Origin of the sequence: Trichocoleus sp. FACHB-90, assembly GCF_014695505.1 — a bacterium.
In the GTDB taxonomy this organism is placed as follows: domain Bacteria; phylum Cyanobacteriota; class Cyanobacteriia; order Cyanobacteriales; family FACHB-T130; genus Funiculus; species Funiculus sociatus.
Window position 1 is genome coordinate 52,603 of the sequence record NZ_JACJOK010000040.1, and the last position, 23,231, is coordinate 75,833.

A 23,231-nucleotide genomic window follows, 5' to 3' on the forward strand; every position below is an offset into this window, starting at 1 on the left:
TATTTGACTTTTAGTTTCTCCTCTCTTTTTTCTCTTCACTTCGCATCCTATAGCGAAGTGAGCGCATGGCTACGCTAATGCGTCTTGGCGGTTCATTCCTCTTAACTCATAAAGTAAATTCTGCAAATTCGTTATCCCCATCCACATCTGAATTTTTGCTTGGAGGAGTGGGTTTAAATTTGTCCCCGCGAATCAGTTCATTAAAAGAAATGTCAGGATTTTGTTGCATTATGTTTAAGATACTAATGAAATCGCGGACAACTTCGCGGGGTGTCAAAAATTTTTCAGCACCTAAACGATTGACAACCTCTTGCATAAACTCTTGCAATTCGCTGGGTTTAAGAGTTTTATTATAGTTGTAATGGGCAGCATGAACATCAACTAATCTATGCAAAAGTTCAGATATATTTTGGGAAGTTAATGTTTCTAGCTGGATAACTGGTGCTGAGATATCTTTATGACCGTTTTTAACACGACTGCTTAAACGCGATCGCAAGGCTTCATCACTATACAACCCCCGGCGTTTGTCTTCCACAAATTCTGGCGTACCACCCAGATAAATCCCTATATTTTCTGCTCTCCCCTGCATCGTATCGTTGAACATTGCCAGCAGCTTGTCGTAATTTTTTTGACGGGAAGCTGTATGAGTAATCTTGTATAAATGTACAGCTTCATCCAGCAAAATTAAAAGTCCTTTGTAACCAATGTCAGAAATAAACTTAGCAAATAATTTTAGGTAATCATACCATGTTTCATCATCAATGATCACGCGCACACCCAGCGCTGATTTTGCCTCAGTCTTAGTACCAAATTCTCCTCGCAACCACCTCAGTGCAGCTTCTTTTTTATCATCATCATCCAAGCGATAGCCGCGCCAATAAGCGATGATAACATTGGCAAAATCAAACCCATGAACTAAGCCTTCTACGTCCTTAACTACTTCCCTAATTCTCGTTTCTACTAAATCGTCAAAACCGCTGTCATTGGGACGCATACCGTTATCTTGCGCGACTTGGTTTTGAATCCCATTAATCCAGCCTTCTAAAATCGGTGTTAAAGCGCCACCTTCAGGACGAATTTTAGTAGAAAAATTCTGCATTAATTCCCGATAAGTTGCTACACCTTTCCCGTCAGTTCCTGTTAGTCTGCGTTCTGGAGATAAGTCAGCATCAGCTACCACAAAACCTTTTTCCATAGCGTAGTTGCGAATCAGTTGCAGCATAAAGCTTTTACCTGAACCGTAGCGTCCCACTATGAAGCGAAATGCTGCACTACCTTCGCCAATATTATCGAGATCCTGTAAAACAGCTTTAACTTCTTTTTCTCTACCTACAGCAATATATTCCAGACCAATTCTAGGCACAACTCCTGCGCCAACTGAACTGATTAAGGCATTAGATATTCTTTTGGTAATTTTAAGTTTTGTCATGGATTTAACATGAGTTGATGGGTAATTATTTACCATCCTCTGTAGAGTGGGCATTGCCCACAATAACACCATTGGAGGGCATTGCCTACAAAATTATATTCTTAACTTTTGTTAAATATTCCTGTGCGATCGCTGGCGGAACCGACACCGATCCAGGCTGTATAATCAGATCGCCAATTGTATCCATAGCAAGCTCATTTATAGCATCAATTAAGAGTTGGGGCATGGTGATATTTTCTTCGGCAATCTTTTTTATTGTTCCACCTGGATTATTTTGCTCTAAAATTGCTTTGAGTATTTGAATATCATCATCACTAAGTCTTGCTTTTAACTCAGCCCATTCTGAAGGTATTTCCTCTAATTTAGTTTTTGTTTCTCGAAAAAGCGTTCTCTGACGCGACTTTTCCTTTGGCTGTTTTATTTCGTAAATTTGGAACTGTAATTGCCTAAGCTCTAATTGTAAAGACAGCAAAGATTGATTTAGCTCAGTTTTCTGCATCTCAAAAGCTTGAATTTGAGTTTGCAGGTTTTCGGCTTCTGATTGTAAAGGACGTTTTTGCTTTTTTAAGTTCGTTATCTCCTGCTCTAAGACGCTCTTTTCCTTTTGATTTTCTGTGAATTGAGCTTGCATTTTGCTAAGGTCGGAGCGTAGAGAACTCAAACTCAATTCTATTTTTTGTTTTTCCGATGTTACAGCCAGCAGCAATTGATTTAGTTCAGTTTTTTGCGTTTCAAGAACTTGAACTTGAGTTTGGAGAATAAAACCTTGATCTTCTAACTGGTGCCTGTAGGCTCCTAAATTGGCTATCTCCCGATTTAGCACATCCCTTTGGTTATGTCTTTCCGTAACTTGGAGATTTAGTTGATTGAGACTGGACTGCAAATAATAAAGATGCTCCTCTAAATCTTGTCTTTCTCCATCTATAGCTTGAATTTCGTTTACGAGAAAATTCTTTTGCTTCCTTTGTTTATTTTCTACAACTAAAGTTCCCGCATAAGTAGCAGGTACAGTAATTACCCCTGTAAGCAGCGCTTTCCCGAAGTCTCGGTTAGCAATAAGTCCAATAAAAAAGCTTACGCTGAAGGCAACTGACGAGAGTAAAATTCGATTACTTAGCTTTGTCGATCGCATATTGCTTGTTGTTGGCTCCAGTCAGCAGTTTCCAACTTTTCACATTATTATGTGTTTACGGTTAAATCGGCTTTGAGAAAGTCAATAAATTGTCGTGCTGTGCGCCCAGAACGCCCGTTGTGACGAGTTGCCCACTGGAGGGCGCGATATTCTAAATCTTCCTGGCTGAGGGTAATTTCGGCTTGGGCTGCAAGATGTCGGATAATGTTTAAATAGGTGTTCTGATCGGCTGGTTCAAAGGTTAAAGTAAGACCAAAGCGATCGCTAAACGAAAGCTTTTCCTGCACCGTATCCCAAGCATGGATTTCTTCATTGTCTCGCGTGAGCGGGCGATCGCCAAAAAATTCTCGAATCAAGTGGCGGCGATTGGAAGTCGCATACACCACGACATTTTGCGATCGCGCAGTTAAATTACCCTCCAACACAACTTTAAGCGCTTTGAAAGCGTCGTCATCTTCCTCAAAGGAGAGATCGTCAACAAAAATAACGAATTTCTGAGGAACACCCCGTAGCTGCTCCACAATTTCTGATAAATCTCTCAAGTCAGATTTCGCCACTTCCACAAGGCGCAAATTTCCAGTACCCGGCTCATTTAACAACCCCTTCACCAAAGAAGATTTGCCACTGCCACGACTGCCATACAGCAAAACGTGCAAAGCTGGATAACCAGCAAGTAAAAATTTTGTATTCTTCAGCAAAGCGTCTCGCTGAGACTCGTAGCCGACTAATTCCGTAAGCTTTACAGGATCGGGATGCCTAATTCCCACCAGTTGCCCCGATTGCCAGCGAAAAGCGCGATACTCAGCAAACAGTCCCGTGCCGTAGTCGTGGTAATGCGCTGCCAGATATTCCAGCGCCTCTGCCCAATTTTCTAAAATTTGAAATTTATCCCGGATGGGCAACTCATGAATTGCCCCTACTATCCCATCCTGCTGCTGGTTCCAGGCAACGGGAGCAGCAGGCAGCTTAGCGGCAGCTTGCACCCACCTACTCAACTGGTCGCTACTGCAATTGTAGAGGCTCTGCAAGGCTTGTAAATCATGCTGAGCAGCAGCTACCAAAGCTGGAGACAGTAAAGATGCCTGCTGGACTTGCCTGGTAAAGGGATTATCGGTTCTGAGGATTTGCGTAATCAGGTAGTTTTCCCAGCTTTGATTTTTGGCGGCTAAAGCTTGAAACCAGCTACCGTAAGCTTGCAGGCACACCAGTCCATCGGTGTCGCCATCACATAAGGCTTGCAGCAGATTCAGGAAAGCCGTACCCACTTCACCCGTGAGGACGGATTTATAGAGTAATAGGGACGCAGCTTGGCGTTGCAGGAATTTGATTGAAGCGATCGCTTGAGTATCCATCAATTACCAGAGTGATCTACCGAGAGCTATGGTAAATTGTCTGCCGACCCTAAAAATAGGTTTTAACTAATGAATCTGGGAATTATCAGCGCGATCGCATACGGCATCTTAGCAATTATTGGCGGCATTATTGGCTACTCTCAAGCGCAAAGTAAAGTTTCATTAATTTCTGGTATTGTCACCGGTCTATTACTGATTCTCGGCGGAGTGATGCAATTACAGGGACAAGCTTGGGGGCTGATCTTAGCAACCGTTGTCACTGCTGTTCTCGTAATTGTCTTCGCCATCCGCTTGGCGAAAACCCGCAAGTTTATGCCTGCGGGATTGATGAGTGTCTTAGGTTTGGTAACGCTTGCGGTGATGGTGCGACAACTGATGGCTTGAGGATAGCGCAACTCTAGCTTTCTGGATCTATCCCAAGCGATCGCGTCTGCTTTATTGCCACGACCGCCAAAATTCACACCCTTCATTCCTAAATCAGCCAAGCCATCAAAAAACTCAACGAATCCGGCAACATTTCAATTTAGTAGCGACGGCAGGGAACACTAACCTTAGCGAAACATTTGCCAACATAGTCGCTCAAGGAGCTACCCGTGAGTACCGTCAAAATTCAAGCTACTGAATATCCTATTCAGAAAGTATTTAGCAATGATTTTGTCTTCACCATTCCCCTGTACCAGCGTCCCTATGCCTGGACTACTGAGCAAGCTGGAGAATTGCTTCAAGACCTAATTGTATCCTTGGGTGACGGTAACGAGCCAATTGATGATATAAATCCCTACTTCCTGGGCAGCATTGTACTAATAAAGGCAGATAAACCAGACGCTCAAGTTGTTGATGGTCAACAACGTCTGTCAACGCTCACTATACTACTTTCAGCTCTGCGGACGTTAGTACAGCCCCAGTATGCCAATGCCTTAACTAAGTTGCTCTACGAAGAAGGCAACCCGATCCTTGGCACCCATAACCGTTATCATCTGACCTTGGCTAAGCGAGATGCAGATTTCTTCAAGGAATACATTCAGGATGAAGGCGGTATTAGCAAGCTGGAATCCTCTACTGCGCTTTCAGATAGTCGTAAAAATATTAAAGAAAACGCGCTGTTATTCCTGAAAAAGTTAGAGGAACTTTCCGAATCTCAGCGGGTTCGGCTCGTGCAATTCATTATTACAAGATGTTTTCTGGTAGTAGTTTCAACACCAGACTTAGAATCTGCATATCGGATATTTTCTGTGCTGAACGGTCGGGGTCTAGACCTGTCACTTCCTGATATTTTAAAAGCTGAGATTATCGGGCAAATTCCTGATGCTCAAAAGGAAGCATACACTTGCAAATGGGAAGATATCCAAGAGAAACTAGGTCGGGAGACGTTTGAAGACCTTTTTTCATACATTCGCATGATTAATCGTAAGGCAAAACTCACTGGTAGCATCCTCAAGGAATACCGCGAACATATTAAACCTTGGAATAATTCTCAGGAGTTTATCAAGACAACTTTATGTCCTTTAGCTGATGCTTTCTACGAAATTAAGAATACAAGCTATCAAAGCGATAAACACGCCGAAAAAGTAAATAAACTGTTTAAGCAGTTAAATGATATCGATAATTCTGACTGGATACCTCCAGCTATTCTCTATCTCTCTCGTAACTACAGTCATCCTGAGCGATTGGTGCAATTCTTTACTGAATTAGAACGTCTTGCGGCGGGTTTGATGATTAAACGGGCAAATATTAACGAACGGATTGAACGCTATCGTCGCTTGCTAACTGCCATTGAGCATGAGGAAGATTTGTATACACCCGATTCACCACTCCAAATTACATCAGAAGAAAAGAATGATATTCTCAAAATGTTGGATGGCGACCTCTACCTGACTCAAAAAATTCGTTTATTTGTATTGCTGCGTCTAGATACGGCTCTGTCAGAAGGTGAAGCATCATACAACTTCTCCACCATTACTGTCGAGCATATATTACCGCAAAATCCTGCCCATAATAGTCTGTGGGTGAAGTGCTTTAAAAGCTTGGAAGAACGCGAAAAATATGTGCATCGTTTAGGAAATTTGGCTTTACTCCCTTGTTATAAAAACAGCGAAGCGCAAAACTATGACTTTGATGTGAAAAAGCAAAAGTATTTCACCACTAAAAAAGGTGTTTCTCCTTTTGCGCTAACAACTCAAGTGCTAATGGAACAGGAATGGACACCCGAAGTCATTGAGGCGCGGCAGAAAAATCTGCTCGGCGTTCTCAAGAAAGTTTGGCGCTTATATTAGTAGGCTAATGCAAAGGCGATCGCTTCCTCATTTTCTCTAGTCCAGAGCGCGATCGCTCCTACTTTTTCTGAAGTTTAGATGTGCCTAAACTATCTGCCTAAGTGGAATCTCAATAATAAACTCCGCTCCCCCTCCCGGTGCTGAGAGACATTCCAATTTACCATTGTGCTTTTCTACAACAATCTGGTAGCTAATTGCCAAACCCAGTCCAGTGCCTTTGCCAATGGCTTTGGTAGTAAAAAAAGGATTAAATAGCTGTTGTCTCACCGCTTCTGTCATTCCAGAGCCATTATCCGCAATTTTGATAACGACGCGATCGCACTCTAGTACCTCAGTGCGAATTTTGATCCAGCTGGGATTTGCCTTGATTTCGGAAAGCGATCGCTGTTTGTTATACTCATCCAACGCATCAATGGCATTCGCTAGCAAATTCATAAACACTTGATTGAGCTGTCCTGCGTAGCACTCGACTTTAGGTAAGTGACCGTACTCCTTAATCATCTGAATGTTGGGATGATCCGGTTTTGCTTTCAGGCGGTTATGCAGAATCATTAAGGTACTATCAATTCCTTCGTGAATATCAACCGCCTTCATTTCAGCTTCGTCAATTCGCGAAAAATTCCGCAAGCTAAGAACAATCTCCCGGATGCGATCTGCCCCCACCTTCATTGATGACAATAGGTTAGGAAAATCTTCCATCATAAAATCCAGGTCAATCGCTTCTATCTCTTCCTGAATTTCTGGCGTTGAATTCGGGTATTGCTGATGATAGAGCCGCAATAGATTTAATAAATCTTGGGTGTATTCTCTGACATGGGTGAGATTCCCAAAGATAAAGTTAACTGGGTTATTAATTTCGTGAGCAATCCCTGCAACCAATTGTCCTAAACTGGACATTTTTTCGCTTTGGATTAGTTGACCTTGAGTGCGTTGGAGTTCTTGGAGAGTATGTTCTAGCTGCTGATTTTTTTCTTTTAACTGAACTTCTTTCTCCCGACGGGCTTCCTCAGCTTGTTTGCGAGCGGTAATATCCATCACGGTGACACCAAGACCCATCGGCTTGCCGTCTTCTCCAGGTATCGGAAATTGAGAAGTCAACCAGTGCATCTGGACGCCTGGATTGCTAGGTAATTCACCGCACCCTTCCATGTTGAGAATCGCTTCGCCTGTCGTTAGTACCCTGCGTAACGTCGATTCAATCTCTTGTGCAACGTCGGGCAAGACTTCAGCCAGGGATCTTCCTAAATGTTCTTCTACAGACACGCCATTGATCTGTGCTAACGCTTCGTTGATTTGCAGATACCGCATCTGGTCGTCAAGAATAGAGAGTCCGATCGGGGCAACGCTAATAAATGAGTTCAAAAGCTGCTCGCGCCGCGCTAATTCTTTTTCCAACGCCTTGCGATCGCTAATGTCTCGCGACATCCCAATCAAACCGATAACCTTTCCTTGGGGATCGCGGTAGATATTTTTTGTTGAGAGATACGTCACCGCGATGTCATTGATATAGACGATTTCCTCTAACGTCTGAGTTCTCCCAGAAGCCATAATTCTGCGGTCAGTCTCCATAAGTTGAGGGGCAACCTCAGGTGGAAATACCTCGGAGTCATCCTTACCAATCATCTCCTCTACAGACTTGCCAAGGAGGTTGGCACCAGTGGAGTTGATCATTAAGTAGCGACCCTGAAGATCCTTGATAAAAATGATATCAGTCGTTCCTTCAATGACTGCATTCAAGAGGTTATAGCTCGCTTGGAGCGCCTCCTCTGTCTGCTGGTGTTCGGCAATTCGCTGGTGTAATTGCTTGTTCAGTTGACTCAGCTCGATCGTGCGCTCCTCAACTCTATCTTCTAGCTCTTGATTCACCTGTTTTAGTGCTGCTTCTGCTCGGTGGCGCTGGCTGTCAACCGCATTCAGGAATCTGGCATTCCACCAAATTAGAAAGGCAAAAATAACTACGTTGAATACGCCAAAAAGAGCCAGCCCAAGTTCGCTTTCATAAATCTGAGATTGATAGCCGCATAAAATGAACCAGCCCAACACTGAGGGAATGCCAATCGCGGCTGGCGACATCCGCCGCACCATTAATCCGCCTGCTTTGTCGCTTGTAACAACTGTCATTAGTCCTCGATCTGGACAAGCAAACAGGATGCCGATGGAAAGCAGGATGAATGCGATCGCCGTGTGCAACGCCACACCTGTGTTGTAACTCTTGCCGTACAACGAGGTGATGCCGTAGATATAGCCCAAAAGACCCAGACAACCAATCAAAAATCCGCCTAAGCTAAAGCATTGAGCCGGATGGTACGCTCTTTTAGATAACAACAGAAGGGCAGAGCCAAGCATGAAAAAGCTCAAGGCACTATTGGGAGATATTCGCCCTGGAGCAGAGGTGCCAACAGCGCCTGCTGGGTCTTTAAACAGCAGTTCGTCAATCCCTAGATTCCACCCAAATCCATACTCAATGAGTGTCAATAAACCGATTAAAATGACGAGAATTGCCAGCGCTTGAGAAAGGTCAAATGAAGACTTTTTTCGGTTGGATTTTGCCTCTTTCCTTCTGTCTTTATCATGCCACAAGCACAAAGATAAGCCACTCAGAATAAAGGCTATGCTTGTGTTAGCTTTCATACTTACCAGCCCTGGCAAAATGCTTTTAAGGGCTGTAATATCTAATATCCAGCCCAATAAAACAACACAGCCAATTAGGGTGGCAATAATACCGGCTTTTCTGGAAGAGGATTGTAGAGACGCGGCTAATTCCGTCTTTTCATTCATAAGATGCGGACTTTAATGAATATTGGTAATTTAATAGTTTTGGTGAATTAATATAAAACCTGTTTTTATCTGCTACAAATGGGTTGTATAGATTCGCTAATTTATTTGGTTTGAAAAACTATTATTGCGTAAGTATAGACTAAACTATAAATTTATTTAAAGTCAACATAGGATGTTTTTAATTATTATAAAACCGTATTTGTATTGACTATTTATCTGTTATTAGCCAAAAACTAAGTAAATTCACAGACAAATGCGTTGGACTCTCGAAAAAAGAACAATTCAGCGATCGCTTTTGTATTTATCGCGAGGACGTAGCCACTAGGGAAGCCGATAAACCAGCCAAGCCAAGCGATCTTGAAAAGATTTAATAAATTCTTTTGCATTCGCCCCTCAATCAGGCAGGAAGGCGACAAATCGCATCTCTACGCTATGCTGGAATCGCCAGTTAAGCCTGAGTTGACAGAATGTACTGGATATTATCTGGGCCATTAAGTGTAGAAAATGTGAAAGTAGCGATCGCAATGCCGACATCTTTGCACAAAACAAAGTTGGTGCAGCTGTCCGATTTGCACTACGATGGTCTGCGGCTGTCCGATGAACTGTTAGCACAAGCAATTGCAGCCAGCAATCAACTTGAACCAGACCTGGTTTTATTGACAGGCGACTACGTAACCGACGATCCAACCCCGATTCATAAGTTAGTGCGATCGCTAAAACACCTGGAAAGTCGTTTTGGTGTCTATGCCGTACTCGGCAACCACGATAATTATTACCGCCATTCAAAACAAGAGGTGCAAAATGCCCTGACTAGCATCGGCATTCGCGTCCTTGAGAACGAAATCGCTTATCCACTGGGCAAAGCATTACCTATAGTCGGACTCGCTGATTTTTGGTCGCGGGAATTTAACCCCGCCCCCGTAATGAATCAACTCGACCCGAATACCCCCCGTATCGTCTTATCTCATAACCCAGATACCGCCGAAATTTTGCAACAATGGCGGGTTGATTTGCAACTCTCAGGTCATACTCACGGCGGTCAAGTGGTGATTCCAGGGTTTGGCCCGGCGGCTAGATTGCTGCAACACCTGCGCGACATTATTCCCCAGCCGATGCAAGCTTTGGTGCCTTTTATGAAGGAATGTAATAAAGTCGTGCAGCATTGGGAATGGGCTTCCGGATGGCATCAGGTGGGAAAAAATCAGATGTATGTAAATCGTGGATTGGGAACCTATTTTCCGGGACGATTGTTTTGTCCGCCAGAAGTTACGGCAATTACTTTGGTAAGTCAGTAAGGCTGAGTTCCTCGGCTTTAGAAGTCCTGAGTTAAAAGATACTCAGCACTGTTCTACTTAAAAATAGTTGTTAGTTGTTAGATAAAGAATCTATGTTCTCCTTCATTCGGTCAGATTTATCTGGGCTACGCGCCTATACACCGCACCCAGGCGGCACATCAGGGAGTCCAGTTGCCTCAGACATTCCTATTGACCGCCTGGATACCAATGAATGCCCGTTTGATTTGCCCAAGGAGTTAAAAGAAAAGCTGGCTTGGACTTATCAGCAGCTGATTGAGACAAATCGCTATCCTGATGGCAGTCATGCTGAACTGAAAGACGCGATCGCGCAATACGTCAATGAATCGATTTCCCCTGTATTAACCCAGGGGGACGCAGGCGAAAGTTTAATTAGCCCAGCTAATATTTCTCTAGGCAACGGTTCAGATGAACTAATTCGTTCTCTGTTGATTGCCACCTGTTTAGGAGGAGAAGGGTCGATTTTGGTAGCTGATCCCACCTTCTCCATGTACGCCATTCTCGCTAAAACGCTGGGCATCCCTGTAGTCAGCGTGGGGCGTAAACAAGCAAATTTTGAAATTGACCTGACCGCCGCCCAAAAAGCTATTGAACAAACCTCCAATCCGCCAATCCGGGTGGTGTTCGTGGTTCATCCCAACTCCCCTACCGCCAACGCCCTAACCGCTGCTGAGTTGGAATGGCTGCGGAGTTTGCCAGAGGAGATTTTGGTAGTAATTGACGAAGCTTATTTTGAATTTAGCCAGACAACTGTTGTCGGAGAATTACAGCAGCGTCCGAACTGGGTGGTGTTGCGAACATTTTCCAAAGCCTTTCGACTGGCAGCTTTAAGAATGGGTTACGCGATCGCACATCCGGAAATTATCCTCGCCCTGGAAAAAGTCCGTCTCCCCTACAACCTCCCCAGCTTCACCCAAGCCGCTGCATTGCTGGCCCTTTCCCATCGCCAACTGCTACTCGGTTGCATTCCCGAAATTCTCACCGAACGCGAAAAGTTACTCGATTTTCTCAAACAGCAACCAAACTTACAACTTTGGCACAGCGACTCTAACTTTATTTACCTGCGTACCCCTACAGATGAAGCCCTTACCAACTTAGCCCACCAACTCAAACAGCTGGGAACGTTGGTGCGACACACTGGCGGCGGCATCCGTCTTACGGTAGGTACTGAACAAGAAAATCAGCGATCGCGCCAACATCTCCTAGCAGCCTTAAAAACTATTTCTTAAGGAGGAAGAATTAAAAATTAAAAGTAACTTTTTTAATTTTTAATTCTCAATCATCGATCTCACGCGCCCTGCTGATAGTGTCTGGCAAAACACCTACCAAAAGCGCCAAAGCATCATCAGGTATTTGGGCAATTGTCTCTATACCAAAAAACTGCTTAAACTGCTCAATTATCTTCTGCGCTCGTTGCAGCGGCACTGGATTATCCGTTATTTGTCTAGTAAGTCGAATCCACTGCCGCCGAATCAAATAAGCATTTTGTCGTTCCTGGGCAGATTCAGGACTCACCAACGACAGATTGCCCACTGGCAGCACCTGCTTACAATCCACATCAAACAAGCCACCCACAGCCGATCCAGGCCCTGCAAACTCTGCATGGTAGCTCTTATAGAGGATCAAGCCATTGCGACGGCGACTATTAACGATCAACAGATGTTTATTACGCATCTGAGTGAGAATCTCAGAATTTTCCTCGTCAGGGTTCGGGGTGGCGTTTGTCATGTCATTAGAGAGACGATCGCGAATAACACCGGTAGGGCTTTGATTAGCATCAGCTTTGTATATAGCAGCCTGGTAGCTCTGTTCGTTTGTGCTATCCATGTCAACTTTTACTGATAGATTTTTCCGGTAAAAATATATCCGAATTGGAAGCACATAAACTTGCTTCAATTCTGTGATTTCTGGATGGAGGAAGCGCTTAAGAGTCAGTTAGACATCTGTTATATAAATAATAGTTACATTAACAAAACATTTGACATCAGTAAGTATAAGTTACCAATCTGCAATCTCGCAGTTTTATTTTATGGCATATGGCCCAACGTCAGGAAATACAAAAGTAAGTAGCACCCAACAGCCATCAGCAAAGTAGGGACACGGCAATGCCGTGTCCCTACGCATTCAAGGGATGAAAATTGTTTTCCAATCTCACGCTTTTTTCAGGAGTTGTGGTTTTGGAGCTTAGGAGTCAAGTGTTTGTGCAAAAACAGCCTTCGGGGACGCATAAACAGCAAGTCGCTCCAGCTGGGATCAACCTTGTGCAGTTCATATCCCGCCTTCAGATAAAGCTGCCTAGCTTGATGATTGTTTTCGAGAACGTGGAGGTAGATATCTTCAAAACCCCACTCTAGAGCTATTCGCTCGCAGTAGCGCAATAATTGCAGCGCTGCGCCGCGCCGCCGACAAGCCTTGTAGACAGCCAAATTGGAGATATAAGGATATTGAGAACCCCAAGGTTGCCAGGAAGAGGGACGGAGCGCCATTTCTACGGTGCCTACCACAGAATCGTCAGCGTGTTCAAACTCTGAGGGTTGGGAGTAGATGCGATCGCTATTTCCCTGATTAGTGCCACCAACAGGCTCAAGAGCGACTAAACAAATGTAATTCTCAGGAGCCGAGCGGAGTCGATTCCGCAAATCTTCATAAATTCCTAATCGAAAAAGAGGATAGAACCAGTTCCAAATCCCATTGCGCGGGTGAAAGCTATCCGCCAGGATCTCAGTCAGACCTGTTAGATCGCTTTGGCGGGCCGTCCGGATAATAAAGTGAGAGACAATTTTGGGTTGTACGTCTTTTTCGGGTTGGCGGTGCAAAACTAAAGGAAAGCAGTGGTGAGGAGCTAGCCCAGTTGGATCTCTAGCAGGTTTCATCGTAGATCATTTTGTACAAATTTTCGCGGTTCAATATTGGTCATCAGAGGTAAATAGCCCTTACTTGAGCGTAGCTTTTTTCGCCGCCATTCCCGCTTTTGGCAACGACTAAATGCCAAAAGCCGCCCATCCCTTAAGCTTTACCTATTCCAACAAGCGTTTTTCTTGGCAACCACCTGCCCTACCGAAACGTCTTGACTTTCAAGAGCAGCTTTTATTCCAGCAAGGATACTATTGTACAAGGAGTGCATTGACCGCGTGGAGTACAGGCAGCGTCATAGACTAGGCAGAGTAGGCTTATATCCGGAGCAGCAGCGTTCTTGGAGGTATTCCGCTAATAGCCTGTTGTCTGACAATTTGGTGTCCGGATAATGAAAGTGTGGGTTAAACCAGTTATAACTGAGGTTCCCGCACAAAAATTAAAGAAACTGATCCAGAGCGAGTATCTTAAATAGAAAGCAAGTGAGAAGTGCATTTTCTCCCCTAAAAATAATTAAATTAATTGAGTGGGACACCTTAGTTGCCAGTTGCCTGACGACAGAGAACAGCTATTGCCCTACCGCAACAAGCATCGGTGTTAGAGAAGCGACTTTTCAAAATCTAGCGCCTAAGGGCATATACGCTAGTGTCGCCTACGCCCAATATAATATCGGGGAGCATAAGGTAGCATTAGGGTGTTTTTCTCAGAACAGCCGAGGACGCGGCAAAAGTGAACCTAAAAACTTAAGATCAATTGGGGTGCATCGCCTGGCTTGGCCACAGCTTCCGGAGGCGGAAACAGTCATATGGGGATAGTAGCTTTATATATATATAATTCGTCTTCCTCTTACGTCCGTAAGCCATCTTGATCCCTGGAAGAATCTGTGCATGAGGATACTATTTTTAAACCGCATGGGCGTATGTACGAGCTACGCGCTACAACAGCAGGAGAGCGGGGCATGAAATCCCAAGGCAGCAAAAAGCCGAAAATTCTGGTTGTCGATGACGAACCAGACAACCTCGACCTGCTTTACCGAACATTCCATCGAGACTATAAGGTACTCAGGGCAGACAACGGCCCAGCTGCCCTGGAAATTCTGGCATCCGAGGGCGATGTTGCGGTGATCATCTCGGATCAGCGTATGCCTTTAATGAGCGGTACTGAGTTTTTGAGCCTCACTGCTACTCAGTACCCAGACATTATCCGAATTATTTTGACAGGTTACACCGATGTCGAAGACTTGGTGGAAGCCATCAACGCTGGCAAGGTCTTCAAATACGTCACAAAACCTTGGGACGCTGCTGAGCTAAAAGCGCTGGTGCAGCAGGCAATGGATACCCACAACGTCCTGAAGGTTCGCACTGAGGAACTTTGCCGGACGCTGCGCCGAGAATCGCTGCTGAATACAGTCACCAACACAATTCGCAATGCCCAGTACCGAGGCGGGGGTGGTTCCCCTCTGCGGCAAGTCCTCCAGACGATTGTAGAAACAGTCGGTCATATGTTGGAGGTGAGTGTTTGTATTCTGCGTCCCTTCCAAGAAAACCAGATGGCAGATGAAGGGTTTATTTATGAAAGGCAAGAGGCAAACGGAAAAGGGCGATTATCAGGACTGTTGACTTCTGGATTAAAAACTGAGGCACAAGGCAAAAGTGAGGATTTAGGAGCTAGGACGCTGGAAGAATACACCAGTGCGTCCTCTGTCCTCATACCTGCGTCCTTTTCTTCTCTAGATTCACATAGAGAGCAGCAAGACGAAGACACCAACTCAGGTCTAGGTCAGTTGGTGTGGGAAACGCAGGATGTGGAAGTAATTAATGATGTTGAAACTGATGAGCGATTAAGCGCTCATACCCCGGAAATTAGGCAACGGCTTGAGGCTATGCGAAAGCAGGACATTCACTCTAGCCTGGTGGTGCCGCTGTATTGCCAACTGGAATTGATGGCAGTGATGGCACTACATCAGTGTGGGGAGCCGCGTGCATGGCAGGATGATGAAATTCAGCTGGTGGTAATGGTGGCGGATCAAGCCGCTTTAGCTCTTTCTCAGGCGCGGGCTTATGAGCAAGTTTCCTACTTAGCACGTCGAGAGGCGCTTGTCAATACCATTACCACGGCTATCCGCTCCAGTCTTGACCCGCAGGATATTTTTGCGGCGATTACTCAACAGCTGGGACAAGCTTTGCAGGTAGATGGTTGTGCTTTGTCTCTTTGGAGGGAGGAAGATGAGTTTGTCCAGTGCGTCGGCTTGTATGACGGAGCAGAGATCCGTGTGATGGACGACGCTATGGGCGCGGAGTCGGTTATCGAGCTTCAAAAGCCAGAATTTTTAACTTATAATTCAAAGCTTTTCACAGGCGCTGCCTCGACAAATCAAAACTCAAAACATGAAGCTAAGAATTCTCAATTACCCCAGTCAGTGGTACCCATTGCTGGTAATCCGGTTTTGCAGCAACTACTCTCTACGCAACAACCAGTGGTAATTGACGATTTGGGTCAACAACCAGAAATGAATGGGTTTGATCTGCCTTTGCGGAGTCCGGCGCGGGCGCTGTTGGTGGTGCCGTTACTCTCGGATGGCCGGATTATTGGCAGTATTACGCTGCGCCAAACGCACAAACCGAGACGGTGGCACGCATCGGAGATTGAATTAGCTCAAGCTGTGGCAGCGCAGGCAGCGATCGCAGTTCAACAGTCCCGACTCTACCAAAAAACTAGGCAACAGGCAGAGCGATTATTGGAATTAGACCGTCAGAAAACCGAATTTTTCCAAAACGTTTCTCACGAGTTCCGGACACCTCTAACTCTGATGTTGGGGCCCTTGGAGTCAGCTGTCAACCAGCATCAAGATTTACCTTACGATCAAGCTGCGATCGCTCTCCGCAACTCCCGCCGCCTGCTGCGACTGGTAAATCAACTGCTTGACATCCAAAGACTTGATGCCGGAAAGATGCAAGCTAGTTTCCGCCCCTGTAACTTGGTGGAATTTGTCGAGACAATTGTCGAAGCCTTTCGCCCCTACTGCGAGAAAAAAGGCTTGAATCTGCTAACCTACACCAGTCCATGTCTTCCGGTTTACTTAGATTTAGAAAGATTTGACAAGGTACTTTACAACCTTCTGTCCAACGCCATGAAATTTACTCCCGTGGGGGGTACAATTACCGTCACGGTTGAATCTGCTGGGGATCACGTCCGAGTACAGATTGCAGACACTGGCATTGGCATTCGCCCAGAGCAAATTCCCCATCTTTTTGAGCGATTTCGGCAGGCGGAAGGGTCAGTTAACCGATCCTACGAAGGCAGTGGTTTAGGTTTGGCGCTGGTAAAAGAACTGGTAGAACTGCACGGCGGTCAAATTTCCATAGGCTCAGTTTACACACAAGGCAGCACCTTTACCGTTTGGTTGCAAACTGGTACAGCTCACCTACCTTTAGATCAAGTGTTGGAAGTGCCAACCGAAGTGCAGTTCAATCGCGCTGCGGTAGAATTAGCCGACCTAGAGATAGAAGAAGAAGCTCTTGAGAGTGAGGAGTTAATAGTTAACGCTGAGGAGTTAAAAGAATCTTCAACTCCTAACTTATCACTCCTAACTCATCACTCCTCCCACATCTCCTCTATTTTGGTGGTGGACGACAATCCGGATCTGCGAACCTATGTATCTCGCATTCTGCTAAATGAAGGCTATCAAGTCTGGACAGCACGCAACGGGGACGAAGGATTCACCGTAACTAGAAATCGTCGTCCTGACCTGATTGTGACGGATTTGATGATGCCTTTGGTGTCGGGTCTGGATATGATTCGGATGATCCGCGAACAGGAGGAATTGAAAGGGACACCGATTATCTTGCTCACCGCTAAGGTGGACGAAGAAACTCGAATCGAAGGCACCAGTAGAGGGGCAGATGCCTATCTAGCCAAGCCGTTTAATGACCGGGAATTGTTATCCTCGGTACGCAATTTACTGGCTCTCAAGGAAAATGAGCGCCGGGTTTTAGAGCTAAATAGTTACTTAACAGAGTCGGTATTGAAGCGCTTTTTACCACCATCAATGGTGCAGAAGGCGGCAAAAGGGGAACTAAAGCTGGATTTGAGTCCGGAACCCAAATTGATTACCGTTTTGTTTAGTGACATTGTGGGCTTTACTCAGCTGGCAAACAACTTGCGATCGCGCAAGGTGGCAGAATTGCTCAATGAGTATCTGGAAGCTATGACCAAAGCTGTATTTGATAACGGCGGCACAGTAGATAAGTTTGTCGGAGATGCCGTGTTAGCTTTGTTTGGAGCGCCAGAGGAACTAACACCCAACGAACAGGTACGACGAGCGATCGCATCTGCACGACAAATGCACGCTTCTCTAGAGGTGCTTAACCAAAAATGGATCGAAGATGGTCTGGTTGGCACTAACGGACGCAACCCTGTACAGTTTCGCTGCGGCATCCACCAGGGAACCGCAGTGGTAGGAATGTTTGGCGGTGCCGAACGATCCGACTACACTGCTGTTGGCCCTAGTGTCAATATCGCCTCTCGCCTTCAAGAAGCCGCCCAACCCAATAGCATCCTGGTTTCTGCCGCCGTTGCTGATTACCTAGACGAAGATGAAATGACCAAGCAAAGTCCACTCACCCTCAAAGGCATTGATGAAACTGTTCTCAGCTTTGCCGTCAATCCGCAAAAAAGTCCTGAGGCTTAGAGTTGTCAGTGTTAAGTTAGGAGTCAAAAGTTAGGAGGCGAGGTAGAAGTTTTTCTCGTTCCCCAGCTGAGCTTCGGAATGCGATCGCGTCAGGCGGAAGCCTCACATTCTCTGTGATTTTTCTCTGTGGCGGAGGCTCGCTCCTCCCTTCGGGCGTTTTTGGTGCGATCGCAGGGTAATAATTGTTTTGCCCATGATTCTAAAAATACAGTTCTGCTTTTGAGAATGGCACAACCAATCAACCCTAATACTCCTACTCAGACGAACAATCGGCAGCACTCCGAACCACTAATGTTGTGGGTAAATTTCATCCTGGGTTCTATTTTTGTTCATGTGCTGGCAATCTGGATATTGCAGCGGATGACGGCGCTATCTGCATTTTTTGAGGTGAGTAAAGCGCCTATTCCCATTGAGTTAATAACAGCTTCTGAAGCTTCCTTGCAGCCACAAGCCGATCGCCGCCCACTACGCCAGCGCCAGCGTCGCCTAACAGCTAATCGTTCTCCATCCGCCCCCTCAAATACCGCTACCGAGCAAAACCCGCCTTTAGATTCTCCACCAACTCAAAATTCCGACGCTGCTGTGCCTTCTAGCCAGCAAAGACAGCAGGATGTGGTTCGTCCTGATGTCAGCACCAGACCGATAGAACCTACACGGAACCCTAATGTGGAACCCCAGCAGCGATCGCCATTCCCCGCCGATCGTCCAGTCGCAACAACAACGCCAGCACCCAGAAGTACGCCATATCCGGCGAACGAGCAACAATCGCCTGTTCCCGCCCCCCAACCGCCAGAAAGAACAACACCGCCCCCGGCTCCTGCCTCCACAAGTCCTCCAGCCCCCGCTTCACCAAATCCTATACCATCAGCACCACCCCCACCTAACCCAGGCAACTCGTCGCCTGGGGAGTCCAGCCAAGGTGCAGGCGTTGTTGCCTCCTTTATCAACGTCCGTTCTGGTAACGGTGGCAGGGATGAGCCTAGCCAGCTAGCTGAGCCACAGCGATCGCAAAAACAGTTTTCTGATCTGAATTATCCGGCAACTGGACAGACTCCAAGGGAGCCTTTAGTCTTGGAAGTAAGATTGTTAATTTCTGAGAACGGACAAGCGGAAGTTATATCCACGAACGTTGTGCAAGGTAGCGGAAATTTCGCCGCTGACCAGTTTGTTAGAGGTATAATCCAAGATTGGAAATTTAACCCCGCTATCTCCGAGGGTCAACCCGTCCAAAGCTTATTGGATGTGTCTATCAGAGTTTCCCCTCTCTCTAGATGAAAAAATGTTGAATTGTTCGCGCAACTACCGAGAATTTATGGTAATCTAGTTTAAGTATGGCAACATACATCTTTTGCGGGTGTAGTTTAGTGGTAAAACCTCAGCCTTCCAAGCTGATGATGCGAGTTCGATTCTCGCTACCCGCTTTTTGAGTTGTCGGTGGAAAAAAACGACAGTATTTTAGCGGCTCAAGAGCGATCGCGCTTTTCCCATTAGCTCAGGGTATAGTGGGCGCGATCGCTACCATCTAATCAATTGATGTACAAAAAGAGGCGGATATAAAAATCTGCCTCTTTTTATCATGTCCGGTAAATTACCCCTATAGCAAAGGAACCTCACCCCAAATAGGGAAGAGGCGACTTTGGGGAAGTCAAAATCTCGCTAGAGGCCCTTTTCTTATGGGTAATTCCACAGACTTGATATAACAAATTAACAACAAGCCTTGAGTAAGTATCCTCGTTATAACGCCACACACCCGCACTCAACGGATACTAGCGCACCGAGTCGTGATTCTAACTCTAGTTTTTGCCCGTAACGGCTTCCAGAGCTTTCTCGATCTTTTGTTCAATTGAGTCAACGCCTTGGGTATTTTCAGGGCGCTTCATATTCTCAATATCAGAGTCCCCTTGAATTTCATTCAGACCCTTACTTGCTTCCTTCTGGGTTTCTTCCAGCGAGTAGGGTTTTGACAGAACCGCCTCTTGAGATTTCAGCTCAATGTCCAGCAGATTTGCTTCTCCATCTGAGGGTTTACTTTGGGTGCCACTGATTCCGGTAGGCGGGTTATTCTTGGTGGCGCACAAAGCTGGTGTCGCATAGGAAAATACTAGAAACGCGCACGCAACGGCAGCTATTACCAAACGCACTGGACGTACCCAGGCAGATAGGTTGAAGCGGATCGATTTCATACAGTACCTCTCTCCCAATTTGTTGAAATTAGCAAGCATTAAGGTTGTTAACCAGTTCAGACGAAGTAACTGCCTGAACGCCATCTATTATTTGCTCAAATTATGGAGCTTTTGACATCTATAGGTAGGTATAGATGCAATAAATCTTTATAAAAGGCAATCAAAGGCAATATTCACCTTCAACTCGGCAATAAAAACTGAATTTTGGGTAATAAAGGATCTTCCACTACACCAATTCCAGTAAAACCCCACCGTTGGAGTAAACCTTTTATCTGACTTCCAGAGATTGATTCGATAGCGAAACGATTTGCCACATCCGGAGCGTGGGTGTTGAGATAGCTTAAAGCGTCAAAGTCTTCGTTAAACATCAACAAGTAACCCGCTCCAGTTGCAGTTTGATCTGGTTTGGCGGCAATATATTGCCCGTCAACTTTGGAACGGATTAGGTAATAAATTTGGGAAAACATATCAATTGCTAATGGCTAATTGCTAATGGCTAATTGTTAATAGTCATCAACAATTAGCCATTAGCTTATTTAAGATTTTCCAACTTGATTCGGGGATCAACGGCTTTGAGCAGCAAGTCAGCGAACAAGTTGCCAATAATGAGCATAAAAGCGCCCATAATCAAACTTGCCATTACTAAATAGAGGTCTTGGGCGGTAACTGCTGACAAAATCAAACGCCCTAATCCAGGCCAGTTGAAGAAAAATTCCGCAATAAAAGCACCGCTTAACAAACCGGCAAATTCAAATCCCAATAGTGTTACCAAAGGATTAATAGCATTGCGGAGGGCGTGAACATAAATGACTCGATTTTCGGGGAGTCCTTTAGCGCGAGCCGTTTGGATGTAATCTTGGCGAAGAACATCGAGTAATTCCCCTCTGGTAATTCGCTGCAAACCAGCAAAGCTGGTGATAGAGAGCGCCAAAGTCGGTAAAATCATGTGCCAGCCGATATCTAAAATTTTGCCAAACCAGGACAAGTCAGCGTGATTGATGCTGGTTCTACCACCGACAGGGAAGAGGGGGGAAGTGTACTGCGCCAGAAGCAGCAGCAACAAAGCAGTGATGAAGCTGGGAAATCCCTGTCCGGCGTAGCTGAGGACTTGCAGAATGCGATCGCTTGTCCGATTTTGGTTAACAGCGCCGACGATCCCCAGAGGGATAGCGATCGCCCATGTCAAAATTACAGAAGCGATCGCCAACTCCAAAGTCGCTTGGATGCGTTCCCACAACAGCGATGCTACCGAACGCTGATAGACAAAACTGGTGCCAAAATTTCCATAGCGCACAATTTGCCACAACCAACGCCGATACTGCTCAATTGCTGGTTTATCCAAACCAAACTGTTGTCTTAATTCCTCAATTCGTTCTGGCGAAATTTTGGGATTTTGCCTCAGAGTATCTAAATAATCCCCAGGAGCCAGCTGAATAATTGCAAAACTTAAAGCTGATGCCAGCAACAAAGTCAAAAGTGCCTGTAACAGCCGCTTCACCACGTAGAGAAAAGTTTCACCAGCAAGCAGCCTTTTGAGCCAATTTAAACTAGCATGCAACCTATTTTCTCTTGAAGAATCTCTAGTAGAAGTCATGTAACACCAAGTTTGGCTAATGGCTAATGGCTTTTAAACAATTAGCAATACTTCAATCAGCTAATTACTAATATTCAACCAACGTCACAATTGGCGCATCAGGAAGTCGTTGCCGCCCATTCAAATCCCTTAGCTCGATGATAAAGCCAAATCCCACCAACGTGCAGCCCGTTTTCTGCACCAATTCGGCCGTAGCACTCGCAGTTCCACCAGTCGCCATCAGATCGTCCACAATCAAAACCCGGCTTCCAGGTAAAAGCGCATCTTGATGCACCTCCAAGCGATCCATCCCATATTCCAATTCATACTCAATCGCATGAACAGCAGCAGGTAGCTTCCCCCGCTTTCGGACAGGGATAAACCCAGCTCCCAGTTTGTATGCTAAAGGTGCGCCAAAAATGAAACCCCGCGACTCCATCCCAACGATATAATCCGGGGAAAACTGGGCGCACTTTTCCGTTAAAGAGTCAATAGTAAAGCGCAATCCCTCCGGATCTCGCAGCAGCGTAGTTATATCTCGAAACAAAATTCCTGGCTTGGGAAAATCTGGAATGTCGCGAATCAGAGACTTGAGATCCATAGCAGCTCTAAAAAAAGGGTGTGGGTAACTTTCGTCATCGTTGCCATTCCCAGAGAAACTATATCCAGGATGTGCAACTATCTACCTGGAAAATCGTACACTAGAAGGTTGCACGGTTTCGGAGCATTTTTAACACTCAAAACACGCTTGCGGCAGTTATTGAGTTTCTCAGTGGTAGCTGTTTGATTCAATTACAGCCAAAGACAGCCATCCAACGGCCCGACCCGGTGACTCCAAATTTAGGATTAAGAGATCCTGATTTCTGTAAAATTGGGCTGTGCATATGAATTACTGGGTAGCCGATGGACACAAACTTAACAGCTAGAAGTCATTGAGTTCAAGCGTCCAATTTGTTTTAGATTGGTGCAAGCCATCAACCAGTTCAACAGCCCTGCTATTTGGAATGAATCGTTCTGTGAGCGTAATGCCATTAAATAGTCCTTTGCAAGAGTCAATGCCACTGATTCTGGAAAGTCTCCCTGACCCACCAATCGCGTCTAGTGTGTGTCCGCGTCGAACAAGGACTAAGATTGACCTGATTTTACTGGCAATAGAAGCCCTGGAACTGGGGGGTTCTGAAGCAATGCTAAAAATATCCCAGGATCTGGAACTCCAGAGAGTTATCCAAAATCGGGTGAACCTCTGGCGATTGCGTAGCACCAACCCCCTGCGACGCTCTTATACTCGACGTTTGCTGACGTTTGTTGAAGCTAAGGCGTTGGTAGTCATTGCCTGCCACTTGGCGCGGCGGTTGACCGTCTTGATCCGACAGATGCTATTTGCCTATCAACAACTCCGGGAAAAGCAGCTGCCCTTGGAACATCATTATCGCTTGTCTGAGTATCTGGAACGGTTCCGCGCCCACTTCCGGAGTCGGATGAATCCGCGGCGTGCTGCTGTTGCCATTTACAATTCTGATGACAAGTTGAACGAGTTGGCAATGGAGCTGTTGAGCGAACTGCTATTCTGTACGGGAACGTCTGGAATGCAACGCTTTTGGAGCAGTCTGTTTGATGGCGAAGTGTGATTAGCCATTAGTCATTAGCTAATGGCT

18 protein-coding genes and 1 tRNA gene are annotated in these 23,231 nt (G+C 45.7%); 8 read left to right on the plus strand and 11 right to left on the minus strand.

All coding sequences use genetic code 11. The features are described from left to right. Positions 1 to 106: 106 nt before the first annotated feature. From H6F74_RS11680 to H6F74_RS11690, 3 genes are all read right to left on the minus strand, one after another. Entirely contained in the window at positions 107 to 1,429 is a 1,323-nt protein-coding gene (locus H6F74_RS11680; RefSeq protein WP_190440967.1) for an ATP-binding protein, read from the minus strand. A gap of 85 nt (positions 1,430 to 1,514) precedes the next feature. Beyond that, entirely contained in the window at positions 1,515 to 2,561 is a 1,047-nt protein-coding gene (locus tag H6F74_RS11685) for a tellurite resistance TerB C-terminal domain-containing protein (RefSeq protein WP_190440969.1), read from the minus strand. 47 nt (positions 2,562 to 2,608) lie between these two features. After that, on the minus strand, positions 2,609 to 3,913 hold the full coding sequence (locus tag H6F74_RS11690; RefSeq protein WP_190440974.1) for an ATP-binding protein: 1,305 nt from the start codon (positions 3,911 to 3,913) through the stop codon (positions 2,609 to 2,611). A 69-nt stretch (positions 3,914 to 3,982) separates the two neighbouring features. On the opposite strand from H6F74_RS11690, the gene H6F74_RS11695 reads away from it, so the two are divergent. Both H6F74_RS11695 and H6F74_RS31000 read left to right on the plus strand, forming a co-directional pair. Next, on the plus strand, positions 3,983 to 4,297 hold the full coding sequence (locus tag H6F74_RS11695) for a TMEM14 family protein (protein ID WP_190440977.1): 315 nt from the start codon (positions 3,983 to 3,985) through the stop codon (positions 4,295 to 4,297). 209 nt (positions 4,298 to 4,506) lie between these two features. Continuing rightward, positions 4,507 to 6,186, plus strand: coding sequence for a DUF262 domain-containing protein (locus H6F74_RS31000; protein ID WP_190440979.1), 1,680 nt, complete (start codon positions 4,507 to 4,509; stop codon positions 6,184 to 6,186). An 84-nt stretch (positions 6,187 to 6,270) separates the two neighbouring features. Here H6F74_RS31000 and H6F74_RS11705 read toward each other — a convergent pair whose 3' ends face one another. Together H6F74_RS11705 and H6F74_RS11710 are read right to left on the minus strand one after the other, a co-directional pair. After that, positions 6,271 to 8,964, minus strand: a complete 2,694-nt coding sequence (locus tag H6F74_RS11705; RefSeq protein WP_190440995.1) for a PAS domain-containing protein — start codon at positions 8,962 to 8,964, stop codon at positions 6,271 to 6,273. A 233-nt stretch (positions 8,965 to 9,197) separates the two neighbouring features. Beyond that, positions 9,198 to 9,350 carry a hypothetical protein gene (locus H6F74_RS11710; protein ID WP_190440997.1) on the minus strand — a complete coding sequence of 51 codons (153 nt, stop codon included), beginning with the start codon at positions 9,348 to 9,350 and terminating at the stop codon, positions 9,198 to 9,200. 81 nt (positions 9,351 to 9,431) lie between these two features. On the opposite strand from H6F74_RS11710, the gene H6F74_RS11715 reads away from it, so the two are divergent. Together H6F74_RS11715 and H6F74_RS11720 are read left to right on the plus strand one after the other, a co-directional pair. After that, the gene (locus H6F74_RS11715; RefSeq protein ID WP_190440999.1) at positions 9,432 to 10,259 is read left to right on the plus strand and encodes a metallophosphoesterase; all 828 of its coding nucleotides are present in this window, start codon (positions 9,432 to 9,434) and stop codon (positions 10,257 to 10,259) included. A 92-nt stretch (positions 10,260 to 10,351) separates the two neighbouring features. Further along, the gene (locus H6F74_RS11720) at positions 10,352 to 11,506 is read left to right on the plus strand and encodes a histidinol-phosphate transaminase (protein WP_190441000.1); all 1,155 of its coding nucleotides are present in this window, start codon (positions 10,352 to 10,354) and stop codon (positions 11,504 to 11,506) included. Positions 11,507 to 11,552: 46 nt separating this feature from the next. Here the strand turns inward: H6F74_RS11720 and H6F74_RS11725 are convergent, their stop codons facing one another. After that, on the minus strand, positions 11,553 to 12,104 hold the full coding sequence (locus H6F74_RS11725) for a hypothetical protein (protein WP_190441001.1): 552 nt from the start codon (positions 12,102 to 12,104) through the stop codon (positions 11,553 to 11,555). Positions 12,105 to 12,439: 335 nt separating this feature from the next. Then, positions 12,440 to 13,150, minus strand: coding sequence for a GNAT family N-acetyltransferase (locus tag H6F74_RS11730; protein WP_190441002.1), 711 nt, complete (start codon positions 13,148 to 13,150; stop codon positions 12,440 to 12,442). 938 nt (positions 13,151 to 14,088) lie between these two features. Between H6F74_RS11730 and H6F74_RS11735 the strand changes: the two genes are divergently transcribed. From H6F74_RS11735 to H6F74_RS11745, 3 genes are all read left to right on the plus strand, one after another. Continuing rightward, positions 14,089 to 17,820 (plus strand): response regulator, encoded by a 3,732-nt coding sequence (locus H6F74_RS11735; RefSeq protein WP_190441054.1) that lies wholly within the window; start codon positions 14,089 to 14,091, stop codon positions 17,818 to 17,820. A 126-nt stretch (positions 17,821 to 17,946) separates the two neighbouring features. Beyond that, positions 17,947 to 19,095, plus strand: a complete 1,149-nt coding sequence (locus H6F74_RS11740) for an energy transducer TonB (RefSeq protein ID WP_190441004.1) — start codon at positions 17,947 to 17,949, stop codon at positions 19,093 to 19,095. Positions 19,096 to 19,170: 75 nt separating this feature from the next. After that, positions 19,171 to 19,241 (plus strand) — tRNA-Gly (locus H6F74_RS11745). Between the two features lie 372 nt (positions 19,242 to 19,613). Here H6F74_RS11745 and H6F74_RS11750 read toward each other — a convergent pair. From H6F74_RS11750 to H6F74_RS11765, 4 genes are all read right to left on the minus strand, one after another. Continuing rightward, positions 19,614 to 20,003: a low temperature-induced protein gene (locus H6F74_RS11750; RefSeq protein WP_190441006.1), complete on the minus strand. Its 390-nt coding sequence runs from the start codon at positions 20,001 to 20,003 to the stop codon at positions 19,614 to 19,616. Positions 20,004 to 20,182: 179 nt separating this feature from the next. Beyond that, complete coding sequence (locus H6F74_RS11755) at positions 20,183 to 20,470, minus strand: hypothetical protein (RefSeq protein ID WP_190441008.1); 288 nt, start codon at positions 20,468 to 20,470, stop codon at positions 20,183 to 20,185. Between the two features lie 65 nt (positions 20,471 to 20,535). Beyond that, complete coding sequence (locus tag H6F74_RS11760; protein ID WP_190441010.1) at positions 20,536 to 21,597, minus strand: ABC transporter permease; 1,062 nt, start codon at positions 21,595 to 21,597, stop codon at positions 20,536 to 20,538. A 67-nt stretch (positions 21,598 to 21,664) separates the two neighbouring features. Continuing rightward, positions 21,665 to 22,177: an adenine phosphoribosyltransferase gene (locus H6F74_RS11765; RefSeq protein ID WP_190441013.1), complete on the minus strand. Its 513-nt coding sequence runs from the start codon at positions 22,175 to 22,177 to the stop codon at positions 21,665 to 21,667. Positions 22,178 to 22,580: 403 nt separating this feature from the next. Here H6F74_RS11765 and H6F74_RS11770 point away from each other — a divergent pair, with 403 nt between their 5' ends. Further along, positions 22,581 to 23,204 (plus strand): DUF3038 domain-containing protein, encoded by a 624-nt coding sequence (locus H6F74_RS11770; protein ID WP_190441016.1) that lies wholly within the window; start codon positions 22,581 to 22,583, stop codon positions 23,202 to 23,204. Positions 23,205 to 23,231 lie beyond the last annotated feature (27 nt).